Raw genomic sequence first — 12918 nt, forward strand, 5'->3', positions numbered from 1 at the left:
CATCCTGCTTTGATCGTTTCCGCCAGCGTTATATAATGGAATGACAGTCATGATTTCAACAGCACGCCTCATCTGAACTGCAACTGAAGGAGGAATCATATGATTGAAGTCAAACCAATAAACGCGGAAGATACGTATGAGATCAGGCACCGCATTCTCCGGCCGAATCAGCCGCTGGAAGCATGCATGTATGAAACCGATTTGCTCGGGGGCACGTTTCACCTCGGCGGATATTATCGGGACAGGCTGATCAGCATCGCCTCCTTTCATAAAGCCGAACATTCAGAGCTTGAAGGCCAAAAACAGTATCAGCTGAGAGGGATGGCGACACTTGAAGGGTACCGCGAGCAAAAAGCGGGCAGTACGCTTATCCGCCATGCCGAAGAGCTTCTTCGGAAAAAAGGCGCAGACCTTTTGTGGTGCAACGCCAGGACATCTGTGAGCGGGTACTATAAAAAGCTCGGCTTCAGCGAACAAGGCGGGGTCTACGATATACCGCCGATCGGACCTCATATTTTGATGTATAAGAAATTGACATAAAAAACCCCGCCGGAAGCGGGGCATTCTCGGCCGCATGAGCATTACAGCTTTGCGGCCTCTTTTTTAAATTGCGCAAGCGCGTTTGTCACTTTTCCGAATTCGGAGGCGTGCGGACGGTCATCGCCGTCCTTATAGCCGTAGTCGACCATCCGGTTTCTGTTGAGGCAGAGCTTCGTCAATTCCGGCTTGAATAAGTCGAACAATTCGAAGCGCTCATGCAGTTCAGGGAATCTCTGCTGATAATCCAAAATCGCATCAGCCAAAGCTTTCCACAGGCGCTTTTCAGGAAGCAGACCGTCATTTTCCAAAATGTTGGCCACATAGCGCAAATGGCAAATGAAAAGCCCTGTAAAGATAAACTGCACAAGCCCTTCCGGCGGCTCGCTTCTGAGAACGGCTTTTAAATCTTCTGTCAAACCGCTCAGTTCAGGAAGCGGCTGGTCGCTGATATTGACGTCATCTACAAAATCTTTAATCGCCAGCCTGTGCGGCTGATGATCTTTTAAGACAAGAATCGTATTTTGTCCGTGCGGCGAAAATACGGTTCCGTAGCGGTACATGAAATGCAGAAGCGGCTGCATCACGATGTTAAACAGCTTTCCGATCCACTCCTCCGCTGACAGCCCCGACTTTTCGATCAGGCGCCTGATAAACGGCACGCCGTCTTGATCAATGTATGTTAAAGAAGCGAGCGTAACAGGCTGCTCTCCATCTTCCAAATACGTATAAATGCTTTCTCTGAAAATAGCGCCGAGCATTTCCAAATATTGATACGGGGCTTTTTCAAGAGCATGATAGTATTGGTGATCAACGTTCAGACTGGCATTTTCGCCCGGCAGGATCACCCTGCATTCGTCTTTTAGAAATGTGTCTTTTTTGGCGATCCCTTTAATATGCTCAGTAATTCTCGGCGCGATCACCGTCCGCTCCGCCGGCAGTCCTCTGTATACAAGCGTATTTAAAATGCTCATCGGCAGTTTAATATGATGCTTGTGTTTGTTTGTGATGTTTGTAAAGGTCCTGATCGACTGCTGCGGCAGGTAGTCGTCTCCGCCTTCCCCTAAAGGAATGATCGCTTTTGAAGCAATTTCTTCCGGAAACTGCTGAATGATCGTATTTGTCCACTGCCATTCGTGGACGGGCAGATAATAATAGTCTTCACTGGCTGCGCCCTGCTTTTCTATCACTTTAGCGAACTGCCTTAAAGTCAGCTCATCAAGCTCCTTATGAATCAGCGTTTCATAATCGAGTCCTTCAACCGAGTGGAATGACGCGGTCTCTTTGTGTACAGCGATCCACAGCAGCCGTTCGGCCCTCTGATTTTCCGGTGCAAACCGGAGGTAGTCATCATAGCCAAAACCGATTCTTCCTTTGTTGTAGACGATCCACGGATGGCCTGTCATCTCGCCTTCAATGACGGCATAATCGGCTTCAGTCAGCTCGTCAGCCGTAAGCGCATCCTTTGCCAAAAGGTGAGCATCCGCCAGCATCGTATGGTTGAACTCCTTGATCAAATGCCCCGCTGTTTCCGGACTCATCGGGATATGCGGCTGGATATCGAGGAGAAATTCAATCGCGCTCACTTGTTTTGTCCATTGTCCGCTCTTGAAGACTTCAATCGTCTCCGGCACCGCGTCAAAACTGTCAAACATGCGGGGTTTGGCGGCAAACCGGTACACCTTATCCTCCGCCGTTCTCAGCTCATACCGGTTGATCCCGTCTTCAGTTTCAATGAAATCGGGCTTGATGATATCCTCATACATATATTCAGAAAGCATCTTCGCCAGCAATCGCCGATTGACTTCTGTCCACCTGTCCGGATTGAGGACCCTCTTTAATTCATCTTGAAACAACATGAAAATGCCTCCTTTATTAGCCGTTTGGCACCGCCGTTTTTTCCGCGATTCCTGTTCCGAATGTCTGAAAAACCGTTTTGTGGCTGACGTTGTATATTTCTCTCCCGGCTAGCTGATTGATGATCACCGAGTTCCGGTAAGCGCCGAGTCCCAGGTCAGGCGCTCCGACACCGTGCGTGTGCAGCTCTCCGTTTTGAACGAAAATATGGTTTTTTGATGTTGCAGCTGTCATCAGTCTATAGTCGCGCGTAATGACATAGCGGCCGCCCGCGTCCTTTTCAATCAGGCTGTCAACAGGTGCCAGACACTCCGGCAGCCTCTCTTTATAGCCCGTCGCCAAGACGACCGCATCTGCCTGCCGCTCAAACCGTTCTTCATTCACCCGGTTTGCGCAGTGCAGAATCAGCGTTTCCCCATGCTGTTCGATCTGCTCGACTTCTGTCATGGACTGAAGATCAAAAGCCGCTTCCCGCCCTCCGCAGGTCCGCTCATACAGAAGATGATAAATATCGCTGATCGTCTTCGCGCTGATTCCTTTATAAAGCAGACCCTGCTGTGTTAGCAATTCATCTTTTTTCCACTGCGGAAGCTGATAGAAAAAATCGATATAGTCAGGCGAAAAATATTCGAGCCCGAGGTTCGAATATTCCATCGGGAAGAAGCCTTTTGAGCGGGTGAGCCAGCTGACATGCTCCGCTTCATCTTCACCGACCAGGTCATAAAACACCTCGGCCGCGCTTTGACCGGAGCCGACGACGGCCACCCTTTTCCCTTTAAATCCGCCGGGCTTTCTCATTAAATACTCAGCTGAATGGAACACCGAGCCCCCCAAAGCGTCTGAGAGCGTTTCGGGAACGTGCGGGCCCGTCCCAATGCCAAGCGCAATATGCTTCGCGTAATATACGGCTTCCCCGCCGTTTTCCCGATTCGCGGCCCGCACTTTAAAAAGTGCCTCCGGATTCGATTCAATGAGCGATATGCTTTCAACATTCATCCCGAAGCGGCACGAGTCGAGCTGTTCTGCCACCCAGCGGCAGTAGTGGTTGTATTCCTTTCTCGGAATATGAAAGTCTTCCAGAAAATAAAATGAATACAGACGGTTATGCTGCTGGAGATAGTTTAAAAAGCTGTATTCGCTTGTCACATCGGCCATGCTCACCAAGTCGGCCAAAAACGGCACCTGCAGTGTCGTCCCTTCAATCAGCATGCCGGGATGCCAGTTAAAGCTTTCATTCCGTTCAAAAAACAGCGCATTAATTTCAGACACGGAATCGGCTAATGCGGCAAGACCGAGGTTAAACGGCCCGATGCCGACGCCGATGACATCATATACATCAGTGGGTCTCTTTGTAGAGTTCATTTTTTTTCTCCTTTTCAAAAAAACGTTCTCGTTCGCAAAACATCAATAATCCGGTTTTATCAGGGAGATTCACAGGTTTAATCGGGCGGAACCCACATTTTTCAAAAACATGAATCATTTTTTTGTTGCGGATATTCGGCTCTGCGATGACCTTTTTTGTCTTAGGCTCGGCAAATTGCATGCAGACCATCACTTTTAAAAGCGGAAGGGCTAGCCCTTTTCCCAAGTACTCTTTTTCTCCGATCAACAGGTGGATGCCCTGGTCAAAAGGTTCATTGTCATAGTGGTGTTCAATGACGTCCCCCTTGACCCAGTACGACTCCCAGTAGCTCATCGGCACACCGTCGATAGAGCCGATGTACAGCGTTTGGTGGGGGTCTGTGATGGCCTTGTGAAAATGGGCTTCAAATTTTGCAAACGGCATGTTTAAATGCCAAAACGGGATGACATGCTCCTCCTGCATCCAGCGGTAGACGAGCGATACGTCTCTTGCATAGTCCGCTTTTTGAAATGTGATCCGGTCAATCATTGGACGGCCGCCGCCTCCTTTAACAGCGGATTGCCGACAGACGTATAGCGAGACTGGGTTTCAAGCGAGCCCGTCAGCTCATCCATGTCGTAAAATCTCGTCAGCAGATTGGCCTTACACGGAAGCTCCGAAAACCGAAGCAGGCTGTCCGTCAACTCAGTGATGCCGTAAATTTGTTCCGCTTTTTCAAGCCGCTCTCTGATCATGGACAGGAGCGTTTCTTCCCGGATCAGCCCTTCGCAGCCAAAGCCGTTCACCAGCCCAAACAGATGGTTGAAGAAGAAATAATAGCGCAATCTCTCAACAGCCACGCCGTCCGAGCAGATCGTCTCGCTCCTTTCGCTTAAGCCTTCGATCAGCTTGGAAAGAATCCCGGCTTTTGATTCGCTGTAGTAATAGCCTTGGTTATCCCTGTAGTAAAACGTCTCCGGATAGCCGTTTTTTAAGCGGATAACGGCGTTTTGCTGGTGCGCTTCAATCGCCAGCCCGTATGTTTCAAACAGCCATAAAACAGGCTCAAGCGAAATGGATAAATATTTGTCAAACCAATCGATGCTCACTTCTTCCGTCGTCCGCCCTTCTTTTAATGCAAGCCCGCGGATAACAGAGGACAGCCGTGACTCTTTCCCAAAGGCGTGATCTTGACAAAGCCCGGCGACCAGACTGGCAGAACGGTCATCTTCATAAAACGGATTCTCCCTGATCACGACTTCAAAGCCGGACTCCCCGTTCTCCCCCCGAATCGAGATGTAGGCAGGATCTGTGATAACGCGAAAGCCCGGAAACTCCTGTTTTAACCTTTGACCGAGTTCTGTCTGAAGCAGCCGGGCCATTTCAACACCTCTGTCCAATTCTTTCTGCTTGTTCACACGAAGCGAATTCGTGATTTTGATCGGGACCGAGAATTTGTACATATAGCGCGAGTGCTTACTGTAAACCGTGCGGACGGAGGATGTCGCCGTGAACGTCCGGCCCTTTGCACCGAGATATGTAAGGAGGCCTTGATCGATCAATTTTTGAACATACGGCTCCTCCAGCAGGGCTCTCGCCTGGAGCGGGTGTGCGGGAAGAAGCGCAAAATCCGGATCGGCCGTTTGCTCGTCCAGCCACGCGTTATCAATCATCGAATCGTTCTTCAATTCCTCTTGGATGACTAGCGGCGCTTTTGTTCCTGTACTTGAATCGTGCAGAACGAGCGAGGCATGCGCCTTAAAGTAATGAAGCTGAAACTCCCCTTTCAATTCAGGTGAGAAAATGTTTTCCTCTTCAGGTTTCATGCCCTGCCTGCTTTTTGGCGTCGGGTGCATCAGATGGCCGAGCAAGAGCGACTGCTCCGCTTCGATAAACGTAAAATCAGCGCGGCTAAGCTCATTTTGATCACCGGCCCGTTCTTCAACATAACGGCTGATATTGCGGCAGCTCAAAATGACTCTGAGCATGAATTCATCCTCGGCACCCCCGCGGTTTTGCTGAAGAAGCAATTCTTTTGAAGCGAGGGAGACGAGCGTGACATAGTCGAGCGGAAGCGGCTTGTTTTGGGTTGTTTGATAGTAAAGCGGAAATGAGAAAAGGTGCCTTCCCGTCTTCGACCAGTACTTGATCGGAACGATCAGCTCGATTTGCTGGCGTTTTAGCGGGACAATCAGCGTTTTTTGAGAGCCGTCCGCGATCTCACGGGTTTTGATGCCGGTTTCACGCAAATAGCAATTTAAAAAACTTTGAATCGTAGCGTTTTCTGCTATTTCTTTAAATGAACTCATCTTGTTACCCTCCTGCTATTCGTATAAAGACTTGCCAGCTCTTGAATCCTGCCGAGAATGTCGTCAAGATCCGAAAGCGTCGTCCGCGGATTCAGCAGCGTGAATTTTAAATACGTTTTCCCGGCTGCTGCCGTCTTGGCGATCACCGCCTGTCCCGTTCTGAACAATTCTCTGTGGATACATTTATTCAAACGGTCGTTCTCTGCGTCCTCTTCTGAGGCGAGGCAGCGGAAGACGACAGCGTTCAGTTCAGGGTGCGGATTCAGCAGTTCGAACCGATCGCTTGCGGAGATTTTTTCCGCTGCCGCTTCGGCCAATGCGAATGTCCAGTCAATCATCTCGGCGAATGTATCTTCTCCAAGCACACGCAGCGAGACAAACAGCTTTAAAGCGTCAAAACGCCTCGTCGTCTGAATCGATTTATTGACGAGATGAACGATTCCCTCCGCTTCATCCTCTTCAGGATTTAAATAATCGGCATGATAACCAATCAAGCGGAAATGCCTTCTGTCTTTGACAAGAAAAGCGCCGCAGCTGACCGGCTGATAAAACTGCTTGTGGAAGTCGACGCTGATGGAGTCGGCCCTGTCGATCCCGGCCAATTTATAGCGGCGGGTTCTGCTCAAAATCAACGCCCCGCCATACGCGGCATCAACGTGAAGCCAAAGCCCGCCGGCATGCGCGGCATCCGCAAGATCGGAAAGCGGATCAATGCTTCCGAAGTCTGTCGTACCGCATGTGGCAACAATCGCAAATGGATGTAAGCCCGATTTCTCCAGTAGCGCTGTTTTTCGCTTTAAATCGTAAAGGCTCATCCGCTTTTCATCATCTGTATCGACGAGTACGACGGCGCGCTCTCCGAGTCCGAGCTGGGAAGCCGACTTTTTCACGGTAAAATGAGCATCCTTTGAACAGAGGATCCGCAGCCTGTTCGCTTCCGGCGGCAGTCCGTCCTTCTGTACGTTCCAGTTCCACTGCTTTTCACAGAAAGCATCGCGAGCCAACAGAAGCCCCATGTAATTAGACTGTGTGCCTCCGCTCGTAAATGTTCCGTCAGCATCCTTTCCGTACTCGAACTTTCGGCAAAGCCACTGCACCATTTCTTCCTCGATCAATGAAGCCGCTCCGCTTTGATCAAACGAATCCATCGACTGATTCAGCACACTGATCAGCATCTCTGCAGCGAGTGCCGGGATGAGCGGCGGACAGTGCAGGTGTGCGGCGCATTTTGGATCTTCAACATGAATCCGGTGCGGCAAATAGGCTTCTTTCAGATCCTTAAGAACATCCGAAAGCGGTTCCCCAGCTTCCTTAAACGAAAACAAGTTTTTAATTTCGTGCTTTAATTCATTCGGCATCTTCCCGCTGTAGGGCTTCGATTTATTCTTCCAATCGGCCCACAGCGTCTCTATAGCGGCCTCGGCCGCGTCACGGTATGCTTTGATCCCCTGTTCACCGTTGTGCATAAACAGGGAATCAAAGTTTTTCTGTTTACTTGACTGCTTCATAGACGGCCTCTCTGAAGATCGTGATGATATCGTCGATTTGCGCCTCTGTTACGATGAGCGGCGGCAAGAAGCGGATCACGCTTCCGTGGCGGCCTCCCGTTTCAACGATCAGTCCTTTTTCAAAGCATTTTCTTTGAATCACGCTTGCAAGCTCCGCATCAGCCGGATAGCTGCCGTTAGCGTTTCGTTTTTTATGCGGTGCGACAATTTCGGCGCCGATCATCAGCCCCCGTCCCCGGACATCGCCGATTTCAGGAACGTGTTCCTGAATGTCTTGCAATTCCTGCATGAGCTTCGCGCCGACTTTTTCTACATGTGATAGTACATCGTGCTCTTTTATATATTTTAACGTTGCACTTCCGGCCGCCATCGCCATCTGGTTCCCTCTGAATGTACCGATGTGCGCTCCCGGTCCCCACTGATCAAGGTCTTGATCATAGATGACGACAGACAGAGGAAGGCTTCCGCCGATCGCTTTTGAAAGGACGATGACATCCGGTATAATGCCGGCGTACTCGAACGCAAACATTTTTCCGGTTCTGCCGATGCCGGTCTGCACTTCATCAATGATCAGAGGGATTCCGCGTTCTTTTGTGATTCTTCTCATTTCTTTTATCCATTCAGCCCGAGCCGGAACTGAGCCTCCTTCTCCTTGTACGGCTTCAAAGATCATCCCTGCCGGCTGTAAAACTCCGCTTTCCGGATCATCCAGCATATTTTCGATATATGCGCTCGACAGCTTGTGGCTCGCCTCTCCTCCTCTTCCAAACGGGCAGCGGTATTCATACGGATATGGCAGGAAATGCACATCAGGCATGAGTCCCTGGACATTTTCCTTTGGTGATAAATTACCGCTCAGCGCCATCGTTCCGTGAGTTGCTCCATGATAGGCGCCGTGAAACGACAAGATGGTTCTTCTCCCCGTTGCCGTTTTGACAAGCTTGAGAGCGGCTTCGATCGCATCACCGCCGGTCGGACCGCAAAACTGGATCTTCGCCCGTTTGGCAAACTCCTCAGGAAGGCTTGCAAATACTTCGCTGACAAACTCTTCTTTGATTTCCGAAGTGATATCAAGGGTGTGCAGCGGGCGTTTTTCATCAATCATTTTTTGAATCGCTTCAATCACAACTGGATGATTATGACCAAGCGCAAGCGTCCCCGCTCCTGCCAGGCAGTCATAATATTGCTTTCCATCCGCATCAGTCACCAAGACGCCTTCCGCGGTTTGCATGGCGAGCGGAAATCTTCTCGGATATGAACGCGCATTAGACTCTCTTCTATTTTGCTGCTCCAAAAACACTTGATTTTTAGAACTCGTTTGTACAGGCATAGAAAGCATTCCTCCAATTGATAAAGATTATCATTTTCAATGACAAAAAAAGTGTATATTTTGTGACACCGGCATGTCAATAAGATTCAGAAAAATAGGACGTTTCTCACAATGAGGCAACATGAAGATTTTCTCTGCCGCAAATTCATCTGCTAATATGAATCAATAGTTTCTTGAATGATATGTTAATGGAATTTTTTGGACTGTTTTTAAATAACCCGAGGCCTGAAATAAAGCGGGGCGGCTGCTGAACGTCGGTTTCAGCAGCCGGTACAGCCGGAACTCACATGAGCTTCCCAGCGAGTTCTGCGATCGTTTGAATGCCGTAGCGAAGCTCTGGCAAAGAGGCGTACGAATAGGACAATCTGATGCTGTATTTGGCTTCTTTATCGTAGAGGGTGCCGGGATTGATGAGGATGTTTTTCTGTAATGCTTGTTCGAACAAAACGCTGAGCGAGAGCGGCTTTAGAAATGTGACCCAAATGTAAAACCCGCCTGAAGGCTTTTCCCAGCGGGCGATTCCTCTGCAATAGGTCTCAAGACACCGGAGCGCCTCATCCCGCCTTTGTCTCAGTTCGCCTTTGATCCGGCTGAGATTTTCATCATAAAGTCCGCTTGAAAGCCATTTTGCAGCCGCCCATTGCGACAATGAACTTGATCCGTAGTCAGTCTGCATTTTAATATCGGCCAGCCTCTCGATGACGGGCTCCGGGCCTGCGACCCAGCCGATGCGAAGGCCGGGGCTGACGGTTTTCGATAGTGTACTGACATAAAGAATGCTGCCTTCTCTGTCCATGGCCTTCAGCGGCGATGACGGCGGACCGTCAAGCCGCAAGTCGCCGTATGCGTCATCTTCAATAACCGGGAGCGACAGCCGCTTGCTCATTTGAATCAGCTCGCGCTTCCGGTTTTCCGACATCAGTTTGCCCGTCGGATTGTGAAATGACGGAATCGTGTACAGCAAATCGGCGCCATGCCGTTTTTTTTCCGCCGGAATGACGGACGGGTCTAATCCCCCGGCATCCATGGGAAGCCCGCAAAGCCGCATGTCCATCGATTGAAAAACGTGCAGCGAGTATAGGTATGACGGCTTTTCCGTCAACACGACGGCTCTCCGCTTCAAAAGGCTGATCGATATGAGCTGCAGCGCCTGGAGCGCTCCGGAGACAATCAGAATCGAGTCGGCCGACACACGCACACCCTTCCGGCCCAGATGCTCCGCCAGCACCTCTCTTGTATAGCGGCTTCCTTTCGGTTCTTCATACCCGAGCATCAGCCTATCAGATGCAGCGCCGTGAAGAATCTCTTCCATCTGTTGATAGGGCAGCAGTTCAGGCGCCAATTCACCTGTGCCGAGCCTGATGATCCCTTCTGTAAACTCCTGCCTGTTAATTTCCTGAACCGTCATTGAATTGGGACGGTGAATCCCCGAACGTACATAACTCGTCCAGTCAAGCGGCGGCCCCGCCGTCAATTGTGACCATGTTTGATTGGCCACCTTTGTGCCTCCGCCCCGGTTGCCTTCAAGAAATCCTTGGGCTGTCAGCTCGTCCAGAGCCGCGGTAACCGTGCTTCTATTCACTTGAAAGATGGAGGCCAGCTTGCGTTGTGAAGGGATTTTCGTCCCGGCCGGCCATTCGCCCTGTAAAATCTTCTCTTTTATGATCTGTTCGATTTGCTGGTATAACGGAACGTCTGAATGTCTGTTCAGCTGTCTGCGCACTTCATGTTCAGCTCCTTTTTTAAAAGATAGCATTTGGCTGGGCAATTAGACCAGCCAAATGGCCGGAGACATTCCCCGCTTCTTGCTCTACAATAAAACGGATGTTTTGAATGAAAGGGGTTTTTGCAGTAATGAACGCAGCTATTCACGGAATGATTCTCGCTTTTGGACTGATCTTGCCGCTCGGCGCGCAAAATGTCCTGATTTTTCAGCAAGGGGCCGCATCATCGAGCATTTGGCGTGTCATGCCGCTTGTGATCTCCGCCTCGTTGTGCGATTCTCTCCTGATTATACTGGCAGTCACAGGTATTTCCGCGGCTGTCGCCGGCCTTCCCGAAGTTAAATTTGTCCTTTTGACCGGAGGATTTCTGTTTCTCATTTATATGGGATGGATCACATGGAGGAGCAAACCGGCGGTAGGAAACGCGTCCGAAGCTATGCCGGCCAAAAAGCAAATCGCTTTTGCTGCGGCCGTATCGCTCTTAAATCCGCACGCCTTGCTCGATATCGTCGGCGTGATTGGCACGAACTCTTTAGCGTATGAAGGAGCGGATCTTTGGCTGTTCACCTGTGCATGCATGATCGTTTCGTGGCTATGGTTCCTGGGACTTGCCGCAGCGGGAAGACTTCTCAAACAGCTCGATTCGCAAGGGTTCGTAATGACCTTGTTCAATAAAGGATCGGCGGCTGTCATGTGGGGGCTTGCCGCCTACCTCGGCGCCTCGCTGTTTACCTGATCCTGTGGGAACGCGGCTTCTGTCCGCATAAACCTGAGAAGCAGCGAGCACAATAAGGACATCCGGTAACCCGGCATTGATCAATCGCTGATGAGGGATGTCCATGTTTCGAAAATATAAAAGAAAGGGAGCCGGATTGCGAAGCGCTCCCATTACGAAAGATGCCCTTCTTAACGCCACCGCCGGTATGGCTGATGCGGTGATCGAAGAGCATGAAACAAAAGGCGGACAAAAAGCAGTATTTTACTATTTACATACCATCATTGATCGGGTCATGCTGCAGCAATCGATCATCAGGCCTCTGATCATGAGCGCCGAAGAAGAGTCAATATATCGCTGTTTAAAAACCTTTGTTTTGCACGTTGAACCGATCGTATCTTTAGAAAGCGCAAAAGAGTGGCTGATGTCCGGTTCGATCATCATCCATGATCCGGACAGGCAGCAGTGGTTTGCAATCCCGCTTGAAAATCGGGTCGGCCGGCAGATCGAACCGTCTCAAACCGAAACGGTGATGTACGGTCCGAAAGACAGTTTTACCGAACAGCTCGACGTCAATCTTTCTTTGCTGCGGCGCAGGCTGCCTTTAACCAATTTAAAAGCGGAAAGGCTGACGGTCGGTTCGCTCAGCAAAACATCTGTTGTTATCGTTTATATTGCCGGATTAACCAATCCGGAATTGATTGAGGAAGCCAGAAAAAAAATCGCGGAAACCGATTTTGACATGATCTTCGATTCCGCACAGCTCACTGAATTGATTGAAGATCATCATCATTCGATTTTCCCGCAGTTCCAGCAGACCGAGCGTCCCGACATTTCCGCATACAATTTAAGCATTGGCAAAGTCGCCATTTTGGTCGATCAGACCCCGTTTGTATTACATGCGCCGATCACGTTTTTTCACCTTTTTCACTCCGCTGAAGATTATACGACGCGCTGGCCGGTTGCCAGCTTTTTTAGAATGCTGCGCTACGCCAGTTTTTTTCTGTCTATTTTGCTAATTCCTTTTTATGTGGCTTTGTCGACTCATCATTATCATATGTTTCCGCTCCAGATCCTTTATGTGCTGATCGAATCAAGGAGCAAAGTGCCGTTCACCCCGTTTTGGGAAGCGGTCCTTATGCTGCTCTCATTGAAATTATTAAGGAAGCCAGCGTGCGGATGCCGACAAAATCAAGTTCAACATTGGGGGTTATCTCGGGGATAGTGATTGGAGAAGCGGCGGTGCAGGCCGGCTTTGTCAGCAAAGTACTGATCGTTTTGGTCGGTATCTCAACGGTCGCGTCATTTTTGGTGCCCAACTACATCGTAGCTAAAGGGCACACTTTGATTCATTTTACGATGCTCGTGTTCTCCGCCTGCCTCGGTTTTTTCGGATTGATCTTCGGCATGATTGGGCTGTTTGTTCATTTGAACGGGCTCACTTCTCTCAAGCAGCCTTATTTTGCGCCGATTACTCCGTTATATTGGCGCGATTGGCTCGATCTTTTTATACGAAGTCCTTTGATCTGGCTGAAAAAGCGCCCCGAATATCTGCATCCCCTGCAAAAGTGGCGGTACGTTAAAAGGAGATGAAAC

The 12918-nt window shown here is 49.9% G+C and carries 9 protein-coding genes and 1 pseudogene; 3 read left to right on the top strand and 7 right to left on the bottom strand.

The window, feature by feature from the left end:
• Positions 1–99 precede the first annotated feature (99 nt).
• Positions 100–540 (top strand): GNAT family N-acetyltransferase, encoded by a 441-nt coding sequence (locus ACVC9U_RS13060; protein ID WP_075754944.1) that lies wholly within the window; start codon positions 100–102, stop codon positions 538–540.
• A gap of 41 nt (positions 541–581) precedes the next feature.
• Here ACVC9U_RS13060 and ACVC9U_RS13065 read toward each other — a convergent pair whose 3' ends face one another.
• From ACVC9U_RS13065 to ACVC9U_RS13095, 7 genes are all read right to left on the bottom strand, one after another.
• Complete coding sequence (locus ACVC9U_RS13065) at positions 582–2396, bottom strand: IucA/IucC family protein (RefSeq protein WP_441391152.1); 1815 nt, start codon at positions 2394–2396, stop codon at positions 582–584.
• A gap of 16 nt (positions 2397–2412) precedes the next feature.
• Positions 2413–3756: a lysine N(6)-hydroxylase/L-ornithine N(5)-oxygenase family protein gene (locus ACVC9U_RS13070; protein ID WP_075754940.1), complete on the bottom strand. Its 1344-nt coding sequence runs from the start codon at positions 3754–3756 to the stop codon at positions 2413–2415.
• Positions 3731–4285: a GNAT family N-acetyltransferase gene (locus tag ACVC9U_RS13075; protein WP_441391153.1), complete on the bottom strand. Its 555-nt coding sequence runs from the start codon at positions 4283–4285 to the stop codon at positions 3731–3733. The genes ACVC9U_RS13070 and ACVC9U_RS13075 overlap by 26 nt, the downstream gene beginning before the upstream one ends.
• Positions 4282–6045 (bottom strand): IucA/IucC family protein, encoded by a 1764-nt coding sequence (locus ACVC9U_RS13080; RefSeq protein WP_075754936.1) that lies wholly within the window; start codon positions 6043–6045, stop codon positions 4282–4284. The genes ACVC9U_RS13075 and ACVC9U_RS13080 overlap by 4 nt, the downstream gene beginning before the upstream one ends.
• Positions 6042–7553 (bottom strand): pyridoxal phosphate-dependent decarboxylase family protein, encoded by a 1512-nt coding sequence (locus ACVC9U_RS13085; RefSeq protein ID WP_075754934.1) that lies wholly within the window; start codon positions 7551–7553, stop codon positions 6042–6044. The genes ACVC9U_RS13080 and ACVC9U_RS13085 overlap by 4 nt, the downstream gene beginning before the upstream one ends.
• The gene (locus ACVC9U_RS13090) at positions 7537–8883 is read right to left on the bottom strand and encodes an aspartate aminotransferase family protein (RefSeq protein ID WP_441391154.1); all 1347 of its coding nucleotides are present in this window, start codon (positions 8881–8883) and stop codon (positions 7537–7539) included. The genes ACVC9U_RS13085 and ACVC9U_RS13090 overlap by 17 nt, the downstream gene beginning before the upstream one ends.
• 283 nt (positions 8884–9166) lie before the next feature.
• The gene (locus ACVC9U_RS13095; RefSeq protein WP_441391223.1) at positions 9167–10639 is read right to left on the bottom strand and encodes an aminotransferase-like domain-containing protein; all 1473 of its coding nucleotides are present in this window, start codon (positions 10637–10639) and stop codon (positions 9167–9169) included.
• 98 nt (positions 10640–10737) lie between these two features.
• Between ACVC9U_RS13095 and ACVC9U_RS13100 the strand changes: the two genes are divergently transcribed.
• Both ACVC9U_RS13100 and ACVC9U_RS13105 read left to right on the top strand, forming a co-directional pair.
• Complete coding sequence (locus ACVC9U_RS13100; protein WP_075754930.1) at positions 10738–11343, top strand: LysE/ArgO family amino acid transporter; 606 nt, start codon at positions 10738–10740, stop codon at positions 11341–11343.
• A gap of 103 nt (positions 11344–11446) precedes the next feature.
• A pseudogene (locus ACVC9U_RS13105) lies at positions 11447–12915 on the top strand (spore germination protein).
• Positions 12916–12918: the final 3 nt, after the last annotated feature.

The organism is Bacillus sp. GM2, from assembly GCF_056155945.1.

What these genes read in the sequence shown, in the direction of transcription:
- ACVC9U_RS13060 (WP_075754944.1), top strand. Translation starts at nt 100, where the DNA reads ATGATTGAAGTCAAACCAATAAACGCGGAAGATACGTATGAGATCAGG.
- ACVC9U_RS13065 (WP_441391152.1), bottom strand. Translation starts at nt 2,396, where the DNA reads ATGTTGTTTCAAGATGAATTAAAGAGGGTCCTCAATCCGGACAGGTGG.
- ACVC9U_RS13070 (WP_075754940.1), bottom strand. Translation starts at nt 3,756, where the DNA reads ATGAACTCTACAAAGAGACCCACTGATGTATATGATGTCATCGGCGTC.
- ACVC9U_RS13075 (WP_441391153.1), bottom strand. Translation starts at nt 4,285, where the DNA reads ATGATTGACCGGATCACATTTCAAAAAGCGGACTATGCAAGAGACGTA.
- ACVC9U_RS13080 (WP_075754936.1), bottom strand. Translation starts at nt 6,045, where the DNA reads ATGAGTTCATTTAAAGAAATAGCAGAAAACGCTACGATTCAAAGTTTT.
- ACVC9U_RS13085 (WP_075754934.1), bottom strand. Translation starts at nt 7,553, where the DNA reads ATGAAGCAGTCAAGTAAACAGAAAAACTTTGATTCCCTGTTTATGCAC.
- ACVC9U_RS13090 (WP_441391154.1), bottom strand. Translation starts at nt 8,883, where the DNA reads ATGCCTGTACAAACGAGTTCTAAAAATCAAGTGTTTTTGGAGCAGCAA.
- ACVC9U_RS13095 (WP_441391223.1), bottom strand. Translation starts at nt 10,639, where the DNA reads ATGCTATCTTTTAAAAAAGGAGCTGAACATGAAGTGCGCAGACAGCTG.
- ACVC9U_RS13100 (WP_075754930.1), top strand. Translation starts at nt 10,738, where the DNA reads ATGAACGCAGCTATTCACGGAATGATTCTCGCTTTTGGACTGATCTTG.